This is a genomic window from Vibrio sp. JC009, assembly GCF_029016485.1.
Lineage (GTDB): Bacteria > Pseudomonadota > Gammaproteobacteria > Enterobacterales > Vibrionaceae > Vibrio.
In genome coordinates, this window is sequence record NZ_CP092106.1 from 1,811,811 (window position 1) to 1,830,855 (window position 19,045).

Genomic DNA, 19,045 nt, shown 5'->3' on the forward strand with positions numbered 1-19,045 from the left:
ATCTACAAATCGATCATTAACGAATTAATTGTTATGTGATAACACTAACTACTAAGATTCAAAAAACGAGAACTCACTGGCCCACAAACCCTTTAAACATGGGCATGTACATGAATTTTCCCTGCCAGGCTTGGCGTGGGTCTTGTATTATTGAAATGTGGTCCAAAAGGCTTAATCCGTTCATGACTTGGAATCTCAACTGTAAAAAACAGTATATGATCACAGCGAGTTTAGATCGTCAAATCGATCATTATTTTGTTTGCAATTTTGAGTGGTTGGCGATAAGTTTAGTTAAATTTTCTTCTCGATTGAGCCCTTATTCCATAAGGCTTTTTCATGATCTTGCCCTGTTAATTAGGTATCGTTATTACACCGTTTCTTTGATTAGTCTTTTCATTGTTAACATAAATAGAAGCATATTAATCGCGTTCACATGATAACTATAAAATGGTTGAAATAGCGCAATGACAATTGAAATTGAAAAAAACAGAGATAAATAGAACAAATTTCCTTTTGCGAAAAACTTAAACACTCTATAACTGATATACAAAAAAAATGTTAATCCGAGAAAACCGTATTCACCAAGAATAGAAGCAATATTACTATCATAAATGCCTTTCAACTCTTCAAAAAATGACATAGAAGACACTCCTATAAGATAATATACAGGACTATTTTCAGATAACACTGTACCAAAATTTCCTGGCCCTACTCCTATCGGAAAGTTATCTAATGCTATGTCGAATCCTAGATATAACATAATAAATCTTATGTATCTTGATCTTTCAATGTCGAAAAACTCAGAAAAGTTCCTTATGGTTTCTGTAATAAAAAATGAATCTTTAATCTTATCATAAGAGAGTATAAGTATAATGGCAGTTGCAAAAAATAATAAATATTTAAGCATCCTTAATCTCAGAAAACAAAACATAGTAGAGATAATAACGACAAATAAACCCGTCCTTGAAGTACTATATATTACTGTACAAAAAGCTAACATCATCAATACATATTTTAACCACGTTTTTTTGCTATCAAAAAGAATAACCGAATAATAGAGTGATAAAAATATTGCGAGATCATTTGGTTTAAATTGAAACCCTATGAGCCTTGTTCTTTCTATTTCATGAACGCCTACTGCTACAGAAAAAATATGTGGTTCCACTAAACTAAGCCCCGCGCCTACAAGAGAAACCAAAAAAACCACATTCATAATATACATTTCCACACCATCAACTTTTTCTTCTGTGCTAATAGAAAACAGATAAAATGGAATGAAATATATAAAAAATTTCACATTAATAAATGATTGTGCAATAACTACAAACCAATTAACACTCCATCCATTATAATAATTTATAATAACCCCGTAAAGTATGGATATGACAGGAAGAATCATAACAAATAAAACTGTAGTGTATGATATTTTTATAGCATAAAACAATACCAAAACATATATAGATATTATTAGGCATTCATCCACCAAGTTAAAAAACCAAAGATTTACAAACCTATTGGTCAAATAGCCTTGTATATTAGTAAATACACAGAACAATAAAAATAATTGAACCTTATAATCGAAGTATAATTTGTTAAATTTTAAGTAATTCATTTATTGTCCAAAGCCATCAGCAACAGATAAACAATTCATACACTCCGATTCCAACTTTTAGAATTAAAATATACATCTATTTTATTATTGTGTTAGTCTATATATACTCTTTAGTAAATTATTTTTGTACAATTCAGTTGAAAATAGTAATTTATTAACACTTAAAATAGTAACTACAAATGCAATCATAGCGAATACGAAATTTTTAGTTTTACCATAGTGTTGTTTTACAATACAGTTACCTTGGGATATTTGTAACCTTGATTTTTCTTTGTTATTCCATTTTTGTAGAGAACTAGCTCCTCCAATATGGATTATTCTTGTATTATTTAATTTAATACCATTATTAAACCCCATCAAATTTAGCTTTATCATGAAATCTAAGTCTTCCCCATACATAAATATGTTCTTTGAGAACCCCCCCGCCTTTAAAAATAGCTCTTTAGAAATCATAAAAAATGCACCATTTACATAATTTATTCTAGTAACACTCCCTTTCAAAAGGTTATTCTTTATAGCGTTCGATAATCTAATAAGTGGGTGGGGGAAATAAAAATACCCTGCCGAATTTTCTTGATATGATTTATCTGTATTCAATAACGTGCCTGTGCAAAAATCACAATCATTGTTGAGATAGTATTCAGATATCTTAGTAATAGCATTGTCAATCAATAAAGTATCATTATTTAATAGAACCACGAATTTATTAGAAATAGAATTTATCAGTATATTATGAGCGACCCCAAAACCATAATTCTTTTCCATTCTTATGATGTTAAAAAAATCGTTTCTATCACGATAAGACTCAATCGCTTCATATTCACTGTCTAACGAATTATTATCCACGACGAAGATATCAAACTTATCTACACACTCATGTTCCTTCATTGAACTTAAACAGTCAATTGTTAAATTTGACTTATTATATTGAAGTATAATTACTGCAATTTTATCCATTAAGCACTCACATATATAATAAAGAAATAAATCTAAATGACCTCCGACTGAGCCGGAGGCTTATTAGGTTGCGCCCTAAAAGGGCCAGGGCAAGATTACGAAACCCCTTGCCCTGCAAGGACTTGAGAAAGATAGGCGTTACTTCTGTTCGCCTTCTTCTGTTTCCTCTTTATCCCACGGAAAATTCATGAACATCCCCGTCAATAAAGGCTTGCCAATACCTTCAAAAGGTACTCAGAATCCATCGCACACATCGCTCTTTTGTGTTTAATGCTCGCTTTCAAAGTCGTTTCACTCTTCAGCATGTTTAAACACATCTGCCTGATCCTTGCGAAGTTCTCTGCACGCTCTTCCACCCGTTTTCGGCAAGCATCTTCACCAAATTCGGTATCCAGGCTCCAGTGCATCGACTCTACTAACCAGTGTGAACGCGTTGCATTTAACAATTCCTTAGCATTTAAATCCTTCGAGCTAATGTAATATCTCACCGTAATTTCTGACTCTTTCGCTACGGCTTCTTCTTGTCTCACGGAAACAACGATACCCATTGTTTTTAGCTCTGGCCAATCAAACTCTAAGTCACCTAATACACTCAAATCTGTGTTTGTTAATGCCAACCTCGTTTCTTGTCTGCCACGTGATTTTTCTTGCGTGCTGTAAGAATCACCATCGTGTTTTTGCAGCATACTCATATCGAAATAATTGTCGAATGCCTGCTCCAGGCGACCTTGATTGCCTTTCACTGCAAGTAAATAATCAGCGTTTTTATCCAGCACTTTTTGAGCAATTTTCTTTTGGCATCCCATTGCGTCAATGGTAAGCAGACAACCAGATATATCAAGCAGCTCGAGTAACTCTGGAATAGCGGTGATCTCATTAGATTTCTCGTAAACTTTATGTTGTCCGAGACTCACACCATTTTAAGTCGCAAAAGCGTTGACTATGTGAATAGCACCAAGTCCGCGGGAATCATCATAAGAGCCCCTGACAGTTTTACCGTCAATAGCAACGACTTCACCTTTGGTCAGCTCACAGCAATCTTTCATCCACTCGATAAAGCACTTTTGTAGTCGGGCTGCACTAATCATTCCCATCGTTCTGGCTATCGTCGATGTTGAAGGGACACCATGACTAAAATCACCAAATCGCTTCAGGAACTCCAACCGGGCTTCACCATAAAGGCTGATTGCTTTCCAGTCATCCTGACCAGAAAGCACTGCACAAATTGTTAACAGAATGATATCAGTTAACTTGTGCTCGACTTTGCCTTTTTGTCGGTAATCTGGAATAACATCGAAATGCATAAATGGGTGCTGGTTACTCATTGTTGGACCTCCAAATAGTTTATGGAGGTATTTAAAAACACTGAAAATGATCTACAAATCGATCATTAACGAATTGATTGTTATGTGATAACGCTAACCACTAAGATTCAAAAATTGAGAACTCACCAGCTCACAAACCCTTTAAACATGGGCATGTACATGAATTTTCCCTGAGTCTCAAGTCTTTCATGGCTCTTTTTTTGAGTGAAACATGAGTCACCCTCATAGCTTTGCATTTACTAGAAAACTTATTTACCCAAGAACTTTAACCACCTAGATTTATCAATCTTTTCTAAATAAATCTCGGGTGTAAACTTTTTCGATTACGTCTTCCAATTCTTTAACTACTCTATTCGCAACGATAATATCTGAAGAAGCTTTAAACTCTTCCAGGTCATTTATTACTTTTGAATGAAAAAAGTCTTTCTCATGTAATACTGGCTCATAAACAACAACCTCAACCCCCTTAGCTTTAATTCGCTTCATAATTCCTTGAATTGATGACGCTCTAAAGTTATCTGAGCCAGCTTTCATGATTAGTCGGTAGATGCCCACTACTTTGGGTTGTTTGTTTAGAATAGAAAATGCGATATGGTCTTTTCGGGTGGTGTTCGAATCAACTATAGCTTGAACAAGATTATTAGGAACATCCTCAAAGTTACGTAAAAGTTGTTTCGTATCCTTAGGTAAGCAATATCCACCATAGCCAAATGAAGGGTTGTTATAGTGATTACCAATACGGGGGTCTAGCCCCACTCCTTCGATAATCTGACGTGTATTTAACCCACGGGACTCAGCATATGTGTCTAATTCATTGAAATATGAAACTCGCATTGCCAAATAGGTATTTGAGAAAAGCTTAACGGCTTCAGCTTCCGTTGATTCAATCAGCAAGGTTGGAATGTCTTCTTTAATAGCGCCTTCAGCTAATAAACTCGCGAAGGTTTGGGCGCGCTCTGACTGTTCACCAACAATAATTCGGGATGGATAAAGGTTATCGTAAAGCGCTTTGCCCTCTCTCAGGAACTCAGGCGAAAAGATAATGTTGTTACAACAAAACTTTTGTTTAATGCGCTTTGTGTAACCCACCGGTACAGTCGATTTTATTACCATTACCGCTGTTGGGTTTGTTTCCATTACGTCTTTGATTACTGCTTCTACTGAGTTTGTGTTGAAGTAATTGGTTTCAACGTCGTAATCGGTGGGCGTGGCTATTATGACGAACTCTGCATTTTGGTAAGCGGTTTGTTTGTCTGTAGTGGCAAGGAAGTTGAGTTGTTTGTTTTGCAGGAAGTCTTCTATTTCTGCATCAACAATTGGGGATATTTTGTCGTTTAGTTTGTCGACTTTTTCTTGGATTATGTCTAGTGCTACTACTTCGTGGTTTTGCGCTAGTAGCATGGCGTTTGATAGGCCTACGTATCCTGTTCCGGCCACTGCGATTTTCATTTTGTGTCCTTACTGAGCGTTGAGTTTTTTGGTTATTGGTTTATTTCGGAGGTATGAACCCCCTCTAACTCCCCCTTGGGAAGGGGGAGAACCATTCTTTGTTTTGGTTGATATCTGTTAGTACGTGTATCTAATCACTTTGCCAGATTCCGGATGCTCGCTGGGGCTCGTCCGGAATGACAAACTTTGACTTTGTTTGGTATGGTAAGCATCTGTGTGCTTAACCCCTCCCAGCCTCCCCTTGGAAAGGGGAGGAGCAAAGTGCTTTAGGCTTTGGCTTGTTCGCCGTAGTGGCTGTATTCGCCGTAACCGTAGCCGTATTCTGTTTTGCCTGTTTTACTGCTTACCTGGTTTACTACTACTCCATCAATTGTGATGTTGTGGCTCATTAGCTTAGACAGGGTTTTCTTAATCGCATCCTGCTTGGTTGAATTTGCTTTTACTACTACCAGTACGGCTGCTGCATGTTGGCCTATAAGCAGCGAATCACTTACCGGTAGTGTTGGTGGTGTGTCTATAATGATGCGGTCAAACTTGCTGTCCAGTTTATTTAGCAGCTCTTCGAACTGCTTCGAGCTTAGTAACTCCTGCGGGTTTGGTGTCATCATACCGGCTGGCAGAACATACAAACCAGATTGCTCGTCTTTAAATACGCAATCCTGCAATTCGGTACCCATTAACAGGTGGTTTACCAGACCTTGCTGGTGTTTTTTATAGCCAAAGCGCTCAGCTACTGATGATTTACGCAAGTCACAATCGATTAGTAGTGTTCTTTCTACTTTTGCCATAGACATAGCAAGGTTAAGCGCTAACGTCGATTTACCTTCTGATGGCAATGAAGAAGTCACTGCTAAGCGTTTGTCGTTGCGGTTCATAAAGCTAAGCATTAGTGATGTACGGATAGAGCGGATACATTCACTAAAGCTGACTTCGTTTTCATCGAAAAATACTGTGTTGTCCAATGGCTTTTTCTTAAAGCGTTTGGCTTTAATTTGTGGGATGCCCCCAAGAGGAATCAACCCGAAACGATCTTCGAAGTTTTTCACTGATTCAATGGTGTTTTTCATTGCATCTATGATGAAGACCATGACTACAGCAAAACCAAAACTTGCTACAAAGGCCAATGCAACAATCAGCTTTTTCTTTGGTGCACTTGGTTCTTGTGGAACCAGCGCTTCATCTGTAAACCTTGCATTTGCTGCTTCAAAGTCACTGGTTGCCTCAGTTTCTTTCTGGCGACTCAGGAACACATTAAGTACATTTCTATTGGTCTGTACTTCTCGCTGAAGTGCCTGGTATTTGCTTTTCTTAACGGTTAATTCCTGGAAGTCGCCTTTCATTGAACTGATTTCTTTGGTTAACAGAGCTTCTTGCTTACGAATCGCCTGCAGTTCTTTACCAATGCCATTAATCAGCTTATTCGTAATGCTTCTTGCCTGATCCTGAACCGCTTTAAGCTTTGCACTCGCTTCTTTCATTTTGTCGTGTTTTGGACCATAGCGCTTGCTTAACTTCTGTACATCATTTTCTGCTTCAATTTCAGCTCTACGGATTTCAATAACCTGTGGGTGTTCTGAAATACTTGGAATCGCTGTGAGTGAAGAGACATCGGTTATGTTGGATGAGCGAAGTGCGGTGTATGCAGACTCGGTTTCTATTCTTTGATCACGAACTTCGGCAAGGCGTTTTGTCAGGTTTGCCAGCTCCTGGCTTGCCAGCGCATCGATACCGCTATCGTCAATCAGCTGTTCCTTTACCAGAAAATCAGAAAGTGCCTGTTCAGATGCCGCTAACTGATCTTTAAGTTCAACCAGGCGGGTAGTAATCCAGCTTGTGGCGTATTTTGTGGTTGAGATACGCGCTTCAAGGTTAATATCGATATAGGCGTAACCAATCGCATTTGCCACTTTTGCTGCCAGATCGGGATCTTCTGAAGTAAAGCTTATTTTTACCAGCTGTGTTTTACGTACAGGCGAAATTACCAGATTTTGTTTGAATGCTTCCAGTACTGCCTGTCGGATACCCTCTGCGGTTGGGCCTTCATCGAGTTCGGTTTGTAGGAGAGAAGCTACAAGAGGGATCTCTTTGATTTCGTCGACAATGGATTTTTCTGTGTTCAGTGAAGCGTTAAACTCTTCTAACTCGCTGATTTTTAGCTGCGCAATTACCTTTTCTGCAATCTGGTTAGACTTCAGAATTTCAAACTGAGTTAAGTAGTATTCGTCCTGAGTGGAGTCTATGCCTACTACATCTTCAATGGAAACCGCCTTTGTTTCCTGCGCTTCAATAAGCAGGGTTGCGGTTGCTGTGTACTTAGGTGTGATGGATAGTACAACCAGAACGGTAATGCCGGTCACTAAGATGGCGAATAGAAGGATGGATAACCAGCTTTTTCTTAGGACTTTGAAGTAATGTGTCAGGTCGATTATCTCTTCGGATTCGACTTTTTTTTCTTCTAATAACTGCTGCATAGGTGGCCTGAGTTTTTTGTTAACGGACTCTGGGATGTTAGGCCCAGGGTCATGGAAAATCTATTTGTTAGGGGTTGTTGTATCATGTGTTAATTGCGTTTATTTCGTCTCCATGGTCGCCATACTCGCTAGCACCATAACCATAGCCATATTCGGATTTGCTTACGTTTGGATCCAGTTGATTCACAATTACGCCGTCTACTACGATGTTGTGACTCATTAGTATCCCCATGGACATTTTAACTGTGTCCAGCTTGGTTGAGTTGGCCTTTACTACCAGAAGAACAGAATCTGCATTTTGGCCAATAATCAATGAATCACTAACAGGGAGTGTTGGCGGAGTATCTATGATGATGCAGTCAAACAACTCATCCAGTTCATCCAATAGGTTTTCAAACTGTTTAGAACTTAGTAGCTCTTGTGGGTTAGCTGTTGCCATACCAGCTGGTAAAATATACAAGCCAGACTGCTCATCTTTAAGCAGACACTGTTGAAGTGGCAAGCCCTTCATTAAATGGTCAACTAAACCCTGCTGACGTTTTTTCAGGCCAAAGCGGCCAGCAATGGCTGATTTGCGCAGGTCACAGTCAATAAGCAAGGTGTTTTCCATCTTAGCCATGCACATAGCAAGATTTAAAGCCACTGTAGACTTACCTTCTGAAGGTAAAGATGAAGTTATGGCTAAGCGCTTGCGATCGCTATGCATATAGCTAAGCGTTAGAGATGTGCGAATTGAACGAATAGATTCACTAAAACCAAACTCTTGCTCATCGAAGAGAACGGTGTGATCCAGCGGTCTTTTCTTAAAGCGTTTGGCTTTAATCTGTGGGATACAGCCTAACGGGATCATACCAAAACGGTTTTCGAAATCTTTCACTGATTCGATGGTATTTTTGAGTAGTTCGATCATCAATACCATCACTATCGCAAGACCGGCACTCACCACAAACGCTATCACTACAATTGCCGTTTTCTTAGGCGCGCTTGGCTCTAGTGGGACTAATGCTTTATCTGCAATTTTTGCGTTGGATGCACCAAAGTCACTGGTCGCTTCTGTTTCTTTTTCGCGGCTCAGGAATACATTAAGTACATTTCGGTTGGTTTCCACTTCTCGTTTCAGGGCTTCATACTTGCTCTTTTTAACCGTAAGTGACTGAAATTCACCTTTGCGGGTGCTTATCTCTTGGTTGATTAATGCTTCTTGCTTACGTATGGCCTGAAGTTCCTTTCCTATACCATTAATCAGCTTTTCCGTGGTGTTTTTAGCCTGCAATTGAACAGCATCAAGCTTTGCCTGTGCTGCTTTCATTTTGTCGTGTTTAGGGCCATAACGTTTGCTTAGTTCATTTACGTTATTTTCTGCCAGAATTTCAGCTTCACGAATCGCGATAACCTGTGGATGTTTTGAAATGCTTGGTATCGCAGTTAAAGATGAAACATCTGTGACATTAGATGAACGAAGCGCATCGTAAGTAGATGCAGTTTCTATTCTTTTGTCACGCAGTTCTGCAATGCGCTCGGTTAGGTTGTCCAGTTCCTTACTTGCTAAAACATCTATACCACTGTCGTCAATAAGTTGTTCTTTCACTAAGAAATCAGATAATGCTTTTTCAGATTCTTCCAATTGGCCTTTCAGTTCAATCAGTCGACTGGAAATCCAGCTTGATGCATGTTTGGTTATAGAAATTCTGCCTTCGAGATTCGATTCTATATAGGCAGAACCAACAGCATTTGCGACTTTCGCCGCCAGTTCAGGGTCTTCTGACGTAAAGCTAATTCTTACCAGTTGAGTTTTACGTACTGGAAAAATTACCAGATTCTCTTTAAATGCTTTTAGAACCTTCTGGCGAATCATCTCTTTTGATGGCGTATCTTCCTGTTTATTGTTCAGCAGAGAGGCGACAAAAGGCATCTCTTTGATTTTGTCGATAATACCTTTTTCGGTGTCTAAAGCTGTATTGAACTCTACAAGCTCATCTATTTTCAGGTCCCGGATTACCTTTTCTGCAAGCTGGTTCGATTTCAGGGACTCAAACTGTGTCAGATAATATTCTGCCTGGCTGGTGTCTATGCCTACTACTTCCTGAATGGATACAACTTTCTTTTCCTGAGCTTCTATCAGTAAGGTTGCTGTAGCAGTATATTTTGGGGTGATTGAAAGTACAACTACGGCTGTGATTACGGCGAATAACGTTGCAAAAAAAAGGATAGATAAGAAACTTCTTTTTAGCACTTTGATGTAGCGTGCAAAGTCGATCATCTCACCCTGAGCAAAATTTTTGTCTTCGAGTAGTTGCTGCATAAATGGCCTGAGTATTACTTATAAGTTGTTTTTCGGTTCCCTTTACCCTTGGTATGCATTCCCACGCTGGAGCATGGGAATGAGGGAAAGTTTTCTTGCTCGGTTTGTCTACAACGCGCTGTTAGTAGATTCCTGCCTGCGCAGGAATGACGACTTGTGGGGCTTTTGGTTTTGTGGTTCCCTTTACCTTTGGTATGCATTCCCACGCTGGAGCGTGGGAACGAGGGTTATTTATTTACCAGAAGGAACTTACTACGTAGATGGTGTCGCCTGGTTCTACTGATGCTGTTCTGTCTACTGGTTCTTTGTTTTTTAGCAAATTATTTATCTCACTCTGGGATAAACCTTTTACTTCGTCATTTCTGGTCAGGTAAATACCTTTCGTTTTTCTGTATTTGGCTAAAAAGCCTCCTGCCAGGGCGATGGCCTTGTCAACAGTCAGGTCTGGCTGGAATTCATAAGCGCCAGGCCTGTTTACTACACCGTTTACGTAGATATTGCGGTACTTCACTATGCTTACGTTTACTTTGGGATCAATGAGATAATCGCCTCTCAGGCCATCTTCGATCTCGTTTTGGATCATTTCCAGTGTTTTGTATTGGGTACTGATGTTGCCAAGATAAGGGTAATCGAAGGTCTCCCTGCTATCGATTATTAATTCGGCTATTGACAGATCGTCTTCACCGTATACTGAAATCTTTATTGTATCCCCGGCTGAAAGGACGTATTGGTCGGCCAAAGCGCTTGACGCGAATAGTAGAGTTATTGTGGTCAGTAGTAGCTTTGTTATCGTTTTAAGCATGGTGTACCTGTTTTTGGCCCTCGGGCCTTGGTTGTTGTTTTTGGGCCCTGGGGTTTTCGGCCCTGGGCCCTGGGAAATCTGTTTTGGTTTAGTTTTGGTGGTACGTGTACCAAGTCACTCTGCCAGATTCCGGATGCTCGTTTAGCTCGGTATGCATTCCCACGCAGGAGCATGGGAACGAGAGGATTACCCTATGCAGAGAGGTCTCGCGCCTTCATTAACTCCCAGGCCCTATAGGACAAAGTCCGTCCCCAGGGCCCAGGGCCTTTATCTAATAAGCGGTTTTGCCTACAAATCCTTTGAATATGGTTAGGAATACGATTTTGATGTCCAGCCATAGTGACCAGTTTTGGATATAGGTTAAATCGTACTCTACCCTTTTTTCCATTTTATAAAGGGTGTCGGTTTCGCCACGGAAGCCGTTGATTTGCGCCCAGCCTGTGATGCCTGGTTTTACGTTGTGGCGCAGCATGTATTTGTCTATCAGGCCGCGGTACTCTTCGTTGTGGGCAACAGCGTGTGGGCGCGGGCCTACAATCGACATTCTTCCTGTCAGCACATTAAAAAACTGCGGGAGTTCATCTAACGACGTTCTGCGGATAAAAGAACCAAACGGTGTGATGCGCGGGTCGTCTTTAGTTGCCTGCTTCACTTTTTCGCCGTTGTCCATGGCGCGCATAGAGCGGAACTTCCAAACCTTGATTGGTTTTCCGTCCAGGCCGTAGCGATCCTGCTTGAAAATAACCGGGCCGGGGGATGACAGTTTTACACCAATAGCAACAACAGCAAGTATCGGGCTAATCAGCGTAATAATAACCGATGCAAGGACGATATCTTCCACACGTTTCAGTATATTGGAAAAGCCAATAAATGGTGTGTCATACACACTAAGGGTAACCATATTGCCTACATTTCGTAAGCGTGACTGCATTAAGTCAAAAATAAAGAAGTCAGGAACGATATGAACATTGGCGTTTGAATCTGCAAATTCGTTTAAGATCTGCTTAATTCGCATAGACGCTTCCATTGGCAAAGCGATATAAATGTTTTTTACCCCACGGTTTTTCGCCAGCAGCAATGCATCGTCTATATTACCACGCATGGGAACTGGCAATTCATGACCAATTCTGTCTAGCGTACGGTCATCATAAAAACCAATGAGTTTTTCGTTAAGATAATCGTTTTCTTTGATCTGCTTGGCTAAAAGCATACCGGATCGGGTGGCACCTATAATGATAGATTTATCCTGATAAGAGTCGGATGGCCTTAGTAGCCTTGGAATGCGAATGGCAGCCAAACGCCACAAAATTAATGCAGGGGGGACCAAAAAGTACCAGATGCCAAGTACAGCACGGGAGTAAGATTCGGAAATTTTCAGGAAGAAACCAAGACCAAGTGTAATACCGATGCAGATACACCAGATAGTGGTGATGGTCATGAAGGTCTGTCGTAGAGAAGTGTATTTGTAGGTACGGTAAAGCCCGCATATGTCAGCTATCATGAAATAGGCGATAACAACAATGCACATGATCAGCTCATAAATGAGCGTTAAGTCGCCCAGGTATGCAAAACATGTCACTATTAATACCGCGCAAATCAGAATAATATCAACTGCACGGTTTAAAAGTGCTGACTCTTCCGAGTGGTGCTTAATATGATTTGAATATCCCATAGGTCTTTCCCTAGTTATGTTTAAGCACGCTACCGCCCTTAGGTTGACAGCTCCTACCTTGCTCAAACATTACCAACTAAATTTGCGCTTCCCTGTCCAGATCGCCGTTCAAACTTTCTATAAGGCAAATACTTTCTTATAGAGCAAATAACCCCACAGGCCGCCTGATAGCACCTGGTTCAGATACATGCTTCTATTACGTTTACGTTGTTAAACTATCAATTCAAAATCTGACATCGTCAGAAGTTATCGTTTTATTTATCAGTACCCGACGCTCAGGGATATTACCTATGACATCGTTATACAATGCACTTTTATTATTAAAGCAACTCGTTTGATGTAAAGCTTGCACGCGCATTATGACAAAAATAATACATCAGATGTCCACATTCAGACCGTGAATCACTTATGAGACAAGTTACAGTTACTTTGCGTAAGAATAAAGATGTTCTTTCCACAAACACTGCACATTCTTAAATTTGAGACAGAGCTTATTTGCTGAAGATCCTATTTTTTAACAGTAAGCCGCGCTTTTATCGCCACTTACACACCTATTATAAATGCGAATTTACCCCGTAAACTCAGCAAGTTAATCCATATTTTTCTGGCAAAAGTCCGTCCCTGAAAATTGATAATACTGTCATTTGTCATTCGAATACTCGCAGCCAATTTATTTTAAACTATAAATTATTTGTCGTATTTCCCGTCACTTACAAGTCATCAATTTATTATTATTATTTTACTCATTATGATTTGTAACTATTACTGTTGTGATAATGTTAAAAAATTGAATTTTATTAATGAACCGAACAAAGCCTTAGATATAAGGCGTCAGGAATGCTAATATTTATCATACGAATAAGAAGATAAAGGACACTAGGTTTAATGGATCAGGAACAATGGGAGCAAAAACGTCAGTTTTACAGATTACGCTACCCCGATCACGACAGGCCAATCATCAGCATAATGGATGAAGAGTTTTACGTATGTGAAATATCTGAGCAAGGTATGCGCATTGTATTTGTAAGCGATACTCCGGTAGAAGTTGGCGTTATTATTTCTGGTTTAGTTACGTTTTATGATGACAAGTCTGTCGAAGTACAAGGCACTATTCTACGTCAGCACGAATCAGAAGTAGCTGTTAAGCTTATTGATGATGGCATTTCATTTAGAAGAATGACCCAGGAGCAGATGCATCTCAGACAAAAATATCCTGGAATGTATGGCAGGAAAAAAAAAGCGCTCGCGAGTTAGGTTCCTTTCGGTAGTGGTTTTGTTTCTCTATCCCCCCTCTTTTAGATATCTAATTTATTTTAACTCTACAACACGCCTTGATAAGATTCCCGCTTTCGCGGGAATGACGACGTCGCGTGCGCGTGCATGCTGTTATACCAATCCCAGCAATTACTGGTATTGGTATTATGCTATGTGGTTAGTTGCTTTTTATTGCAGGTGGGGTTATTTCTGCACTTTGGGGCGTTCCCACGCCTAGCGTGGGAATCAGTGGGTCTACTATTGACTCAGGCGTCGGAAATGGGTGTTCCAGCTCGTCAAAGGCGTTGCAGCGCGAGGGCTGCCAGTAGTTTCAGGCTTGCTGAGTAGTAATCGTCCTGATGGCTCACCTGAGTTTCTGTATAAGATAACTCACCCATGGTCAGATCTCGCACCGCTAACAGGCCGCCGGTCATTACGTAGCTTGCCTTGTTTAAGGTGCTTACGTTTTCCCATGCGGGTGTGAACTGGCGGGTGTATTGACTATACATACCTTTCCATCTGTCCAGCAACGGGTTATCCGGCCTGTCCCACTTCATATATAACGGAACACGAATGGCGTCATAACTTACTCTGGCAGGCCAGTCGCTTGCAGGGCTGGTAGTTCCGTCAGAATAAAGGGTGATCCAGTCGGTCGGAACCTTATGCTGTCCCCAGTTAATCTGCTCTAATAGCTCCTGCGTGTCGGCGATTAAGGTGTAGATTTCATCAAAATAGCCACGATCAGCAAAGTCTTTCCATGCCGGGAAGATAAAGTAAGATGGGTTAAGGTTAACATGATCAGAAAAAACGAAGCCCTCCTTGCCGGGAAGCAACACTTTTCTGCCAGAGAAATCCTTAACGGTATACTTTAACAACCCATGCAGAATCTTATCTGATTCTGTCAGGTATCGCTGTTCATTCCACAAATTACCCGCCTTTAACAGAGCCCATGCAATAAGCACATCTCCGTCAGTGGCGTTGTTTTTATCTTCTATCGGGTTTGCATTAGCGTACTTATAACGCCAGTAAAAAAGCCCTGTTTTCGGATCCTGAAGGTACTTCTTAGTCCAGTTCCAAATTTTATCAAAGCTCTCTTTGTCCGCGGCTGAAACCGCAAACAGCATCCCAAAACCCTGCCCTTCCGAGTGGCTTACGTTTTGGTTTCCTGTGTCCACTACCCTGCCGTCAACCGCTAAAAAACGTGTTTTATACGGATCCCAGTCTACGGCCGCAAAGGCCGTAGAGCAGGAAAGTATCAATGAAAGCTGGGCTATTAAAAATAATCTAATAAACATAATAAAACTAATACTGAATGATTTTCAGATCCATCTGTAAATTCATAGGCTTAGATTTACTCATCGAAGTAACGACGTAGCCATACCTGAGCCAGGTATTCGTTGTAGTCATCAAATGCATCGAATGCTGCACTTGCACCTAATGTCATATTGTCTTCAAGTTCATATTCCAGAGCGGCATGGAAATTATAACCGACTCCGCTAACACTGTTTTCATCGTAATAGGCCTCTTCAGCATAGCCAAGTGTCACATAGTCTTCCAACTGGGTCTGAAGGCTTGCATCATCCGGGAAGTATGCCGATGAATCCAGGTCATAAGACTGGTAACCCAACGAGCCGCCGATAGACAAACTTACGTCTGAATCCAAAAAGTCGTGCTTATATTCAACCGGGAACGACAGTGTCCATTGGTCCTGCGGGCTGAAGTATCCACCTTGCCCATAACTGAAGTAGCTCAGGTTCTCGGAGAAATCTTTATAAAGCAGGTTCACACCAAGTCTGAATTCCCGGTTTTTTTCAGCAACAAGGCGCGAATACATACCGGTATTTAATTCAATACTATCGTTATCCGCGACATTAGTACCCAGGTATTTGTAAGCTGCGACACCAAAGTACATGCCTGTTTTGCTGTTGTCATAATTCACTCCGGCTCTGATACCATTTTTAGTAACCAGACCCCAGTAATCACCACTGAACTCATCCACAACACCAACATAAGAGAGAATACTTTCGTTAATAGACCTTCTTTCTGCGGCAAGTGTTAAAGTGCTATTATTGGTGATTCTTGGTGTCCACTGAACACCACCAACCAGAGTACTCTTCTCAGCCCCCAGTGGCGTTGTACCCACATCTACCTTGTAGGTGTCACCTTCAAGAGCAACAGCAAGTTCTACACCGGCATCGCTCTGGCTTCCCTGAGAAGCTACATCTGGCAGTTCATCTCCGTTTAGCGTTGATGTACCTGAGCTTGAAGCAGACTCACCTTGCTCCAATGCCCCGGTACCAAACTCTCGGCTTGCATCGCCCGATGAACTACCTGCCGCCAGGGCTACTGGTGTAACGCTCACCGTCAGTCTGTCGTTACTAACCGGTATTGTCGAAAACTCCAGCGGCGCTTTTACCTCAGTAAGCTGACTTAGCCCGCTCTCGCCAACACGGTTACGTATAGACAGTTTACCCTGAACCCATGATGAGGTTCGTTCGTCCATCTGAATCAGCATTTCATCAACTTGTTGCAGAGTCTGCAGTTTTTCAGAGTTCAATGCTACGCTCTCACCCTGAGCATTTGTCACCTGTACAGACTGGTTCGGCCCGGCTTTTTGCCATGGCATGGTGACACCATACACCGACTGTGCTGTGTTAGTATTATATGCTTTAGGTTTGGCTCTGAACGGGTTATCCATTGAGAGCATTCCGCCTTGCATTTGAGGCTCCGAACCGTCGTCAAATGTGCCGGGAGTAGCTCCTAACAGACTTCCACGGGCTTTCTTCAGCAATGCAACTGCCTGCTTATTATTGCCTTCAGCTTCTGCTACTCTTGCCAATAGCAGCAGGTTTGACGGGCTCTTTGTATCCGTCAGACCATCGGCCAGAGCACGGGCTTTCTTGGTTTGTTTGCTCGCAAGGGCTGCATTAATTGCGCCCACGCGTGCACTCTGTTCAGGCGTATCCAGATTGTTTGCAAGCAGGTAATCGTAAACTGTGCCTGCTTTGTCGTTCATATCACCAGATTGGTACAACCTTGCCATCGCCAGCATCAGATCTGTGTTATGAGGGTCCTGTTGCAGTGCCTGCAGGAGAAGGTCGTATGCTTCAGCATAGCTGCCCATATTACGCAGCCTGTCTGCTTCTTTAATAACAAAGATGTTTCGCGCCTGAGAAAGTTGTTCCGGCGTACTCTTGGCTCTTAGCTTAGGATCATTCAACAGGTTCTGAGCATCGGTTCTTAACCCGGCCTGATAAAGAACCGTCACATGGTTGGTGTATTCGGAAGCATTACCTTTAATGCCACCGGCAATATTTTGCTTAACCAGAGATACAGCCTGCTCAACACCGCCCGCTTTCATCATTAATGAAGCAACCTGACCCGCTTTTAACGGGCTTTCCTGCGCTTCAGCGGAAATATTTTTCAGCACCATCATTGCCTGGCTCTTGTCACCATGCGAAAGGTATTTCTCAGCCAGCTGTAGTTTCAGGTTAAAAAGAGACTCGGCGTAGAGCTCTTTAACCTTACCATCACGCTTATCTTCAGGAATACGGCTAAGCAATGAGTTAACCCGCTTCCAGTCACCGGCATCCTGAGAATACAGAGCGGCTACGTACACCTCTTCGTTATTTGCATCAGAGCGGTATAGCTGGGAAATAGTGCTTTCTGCTTCGTAATTCCGGCCTAGTTTCTTTTGCATACGGGCCAGTTCAAGGCGCAGCCACGGGTTATTCGGCAAACGACTCACGCCGTTCTCAAGTATTACAACCGCTGTCTCTGTGTTACCTATGCTTGCAGCCTGGTTCGCAAGGTTACGAATATTTCCGTAAGTGTCTTCTTTTTGAATTCTTGTCCGGACATCCTGAGGCAGTGAGGAAAGAACGCTTTTAGCTTCTTTGGTTTTATCCTGCTCAGTCAGCACATAATAAAGCTGTTCTTTTGCCTCATTATTGCCATGGTCAGCCTTAAGAACACTTCGTAGCAGCGATTCGGACTGTGCGTATTCACCATCCTGACGCAACAGGTCGGCGCGGAACAGTTTTGCTGAAATACCCAGTTCACCCGGCTGAACAGACAATGGTTTACTTAATTCAAGCGCTCGCTGGATATTACCATCCTTATAGGCCGCTTGCGCTTTAGCAAGCTCGCTATAGAATGCGGCTTCTTTTGCTTGTTGTCTGCGCTTTTTCGCCTGCTTACCACCCTGGTCCGCCGAGCGGTTTAAGTATTTAGCGGCCTTTGCATTGTCTCCCTGATGAAGGTACACGTAGCCCATGCCCGCTAATGCATCAGCATTATTTGGCTTAACTTTTAGTACCTTCTGGAAGGACTTTTTCGCAGCTTCTACATTGCCACTATTTAATTGGCTAAAGGCGTCCGTTGTCGCAGTGCCTTTCTGCTTTTTCTTGTAATAGTTCATTACCGTGGCGTCTTTCGGGTGTCTTGACATCCACTTGTCATAATGACTTTTATCTGAAGTTTTTGGATTTAACCATAGCAAGCTCTGACGTAAGCTCTTATCTGCATCTGGCTGGGAGTCTGCCAGGCCTTCCAGGATTTTTATACCTGAACGACGAGTTTTCTCCCGGTAAGTCAGTGCCTCTGCGTAAGCAATTTTCATTGCCGTATTGTTCGGGTGCAGTTTGCTCAGGCCTTCCAGTTTTTTCACTGCAGTACCATAGCGAGACTTGTCACCAGCCATGGTTTGGTAGTACTCCATGGCAAGTGCTCCCGAAGGCTCTTGCCCCTGGAATACGCTATCCCAGGTCGCCAGTGAACCTTTTATGTCTCCGGAGTTTGACTGCTGCCTGGCCTTAGCGATCTTATCCTGAGGAAGCTTTTTAACCTGATTTGACGACTTCAGGCTTTCTAAATAAGGCGATGACGGATCGGCTTTCTCCAGACGTTCACGCCACAACTGGGCTTCATCAGCATCACCTTGCTGTTCTGCCCAAAGCGATTTCAGGTAAAGCGCTTCGGCATGGTTAGCATCTATCATAAGAATTTTATTGATAGACTCGCCAGCAAGCTTATCATTTGATCTGTCATGCCAATAGTTAGCCTGCTCAATCAAAGCCTGTACATTAGCGCTGTCCCCTTCTGCCGCCAATACTGGTGCAGAGCCTAGTCCCACTGCAAGGGCTTCTAGCAAACAAACTGTCGCAAATAACTGTGTTTTTTTGTTCTTCATTTTGTGGTTA

General features: G+C 41.8%; 10 protein-coding genes and 1 pseudogene. 1 reads left to right on the forward strand and 10 read right to left on the reverse strand.

The genetic code is table 11. From position 1 onward, the window contains the following. Positions 1 to 367: 367 nt before the first annotated feature. The 8 genes and pseudogenes from L3Q72_RS08260 to L3Q72_RS08295 all read right to left on the reverse strand — a co-directional run bounded on the left by L3Q72_RS08260 (position 368) and on the right by L3Q72_RS08295 (position 12,590). Positions 368 to 1,612: an O-antigen ligase family protein gene (locus tag L3Q72_RS08260; RefSeq protein ID WP_275129477.1), complete on the reverse strand. Its 1,245-nt coding sequence runs from the start codon at positions 1,610 to 1,612 to the stop codon at positions 368 to 370. A gap of 84 nt (positions 1,613 to 1,696) precedes the next feature. After that, positions 1,697 to 2,569 carry a glycosyltransferase gene (locus L3Q72_RS08265; RefSeq protein ID WP_275129478.1) on the reverse strand — a complete coding sequence of 291 codons (873 nt, stop codon included), beginning with the start codon at positions 2,567 to 2,569 and terminating at the stop codon, positions 1,697 to 1,699. A 200-nt stretch (positions 2,570 to 2,769) separates the two neighbouring features. Next, a pseudogene (locus tag L3Q72_RS08270) lies at positions 2,770 to 3,894 on the reverse strand (ISAs1 family transposase). 282 nt (positions 3,895 to 4,176) lie between these two features. After that, a complete protein-coding gene (locus tag L3Q72_RS08275) occupies positions 4,177 to 5,343 on the reverse strand; it encodes a nucleotide sugar dehydrogenase (protein ID WP_275129479.1) in 1,167 nt (388 codons plus the stop codon). A 266-nt stretch (positions 5,344 to 5,609) separates the two neighbouring features. Further along, positions 5,610 to 7,814 (reverse strand): polysaccharide biosynthesis tyrosine autokinase, encoded by a 2,205-nt coding sequence (locus L3Q72_RS08280; RefSeq protein WP_275129480.1) that lies wholly within the window; start codon positions 7,812 to 7,814, stop codon positions 5,610 to 5,612. A gap of 82 nt (positions 7,815 to 7,896) precedes the next feature. Continuing rightward, a complete protein-coding gene (locus tag L3Q72_RS08285; protein ID WP_275129481.1) occupies positions 7,897 to 10,116 on the reverse strand; it encodes a polysaccharide biosynthesis tyrosine autokinase in 2,220 nt (739 codons plus the stop codon). A gap of 235 nt (positions 10,117 to 10,351) precedes the next feature. Beyond that, the gene (locus tag L3Q72_RS08290; RefSeq protein ID WP_275129482.1) at positions 10,352 to 10,918 is read right to left on the reverse strand and encodes a polysaccharide biosynthesis/export family protein; all 567 of its coding nucleotides are present in this window, start codon (positions 10,916 to 10,918) and stop codon (positions 10,352 to 10,354) included. A 271-nt stretch (positions 10,919 to 11,189) separates the two neighbouring features. Continuing rightward, the gene (locus L3Q72_RS08295) at positions 11,190 to 12,590 is read right to left on the reverse strand and encodes an undecaprenyl-phosphate glucose phosphotransferase (protein ID WP_275129483.1); all 1,401 of its coding nucleotides are present in this window, start codon (positions 12,588 to 12,590) and stop codon (positions 11,190 to 11,192) included. Between the two features lie 885 nt (positions 12,591 to 13,475). On the opposite strand from L3Q72_RS08295, the gene L3Q72_RS08300 reads away from it, so the two are divergent. Beyond that, positions 13,476 to 13,844 (forward strand): PilZ domain-containing protein, encoded by a 369-nt coding sequence (locus L3Q72_RS08300; protein WP_275129484.1) that lies wholly within the window; start codon positions 13,476 to 13,478, stop codon positions 13,842 to 13,844. 296 nt (positions 13,845 to 14,140) lie between these two features. Here L3Q72_RS08300 and L3Q72_RS08305 read toward each other — a convergent pair whose 3' ends face one another. Both L3Q72_RS08305 and L3Q72_RS08310 read right to left on the reverse strand, forming a co-directional pair. Beyond that, a complete protein-coding gene (locus tag L3Q72_RS08305) occupies positions 14,141 to 15,139 on the reverse strand; it encodes a glycosyl hydrolase family 8 (RefSeq protein ID WP_275129485.1) in 999 nt (332 codons plus the stop codon). Between the two features lie 56 nt (positions 15,140 to 15,195). Further along, the gene (locus L3Q72_RS08310) at positions 15,196 to 19,035 is read right to left on the reverse strand and encodes a cellulose biosynthesis protein BcsC (protein ID WP_275129486.1); all 3,840 of its coding nucleotides are present in this window, start codon (positions 19,033 to 19,035) and stop codon (positions 15,196 to 15,198) included. Between the last annotated feature and the right edge of the window lie 10 nt (positions 19,036 to 19,045).

Excerpts from the sequence above, each read along its gene's own strand:
- L3Q72_RS08265 (WP_275129478.1), bottom strand. The coding sequence starts at position 2,569 with ATGGATAAAATTGCAGTAATTATACTTCAATATAATAAGTCAAATTTA.
- L3Q72_RS08305 (WP_275129485.1), bottom strand. The coding sequence starts at position 15,139 with ATGTTTATTAGATTATTTTTAATAGCCCAGCTTTCATTGATACTTTCC.
- L3Q72_RS08260 (WP_275129477.1), bottom strand. The coding sequence starts at position 1,612 with ATGAATTACTTAAAATTTAACAAATTATACTTCGATTATAAGGTTCAA.
- L3Q72_RS08295 (WP_275129483.1), bottom strand. The coding sequence starts at position 12,590 with ATGGGATATTCAAATCATATTAAGCACCACTCGGAAGAGTCAGCACTT.
- L3Q72_RS08275 (WP_275129479.1), bottom strand. The coding sequence starts at position 5,343 with ATGAAAATCGCAGTGGCCGGAACAGGATACGTAGGCCTATCAAACGCC.
- L3Q72_RS08310 (WP_275129486.1), bottom strand. The coding sequence starts at position 19,035 with ATGAAGAACAAAAAAACACAGTTATTTGCGACAGTTTGTTTGCTAGAA.
- L3Q72_RS08285 (WP_275129481.1), bottom strand. The coding sequence starts at position 10,116 with ATGCAGCAACTACTCGAAGACAAAAATTTTGCTCAGGGTGAGATGATC.
- L3Q72_RS08280 (WP_275129480.1), bottom strand. The coding sequence starts at position 7,814 with ATGCAGCAGTTATTAGAAGAAAAAAAAGTCGAATCCGAAGAGATAATC.
- L3Q72_RS08290 (WP_275129482.1), bottom strand. The coding sequence starts at position 10,918 with ATGCTTAAAACGATAACAAAGCTACTACTGACCACAATAACTCTACTA.
- L3Q72_RS08300 (WP_275129484.1), top strand. The coding sequence starts at position 13,476 with ATGGATCAGGAACAATGGGAGCAAAAACGTCAGTTTTACAGATTACGC.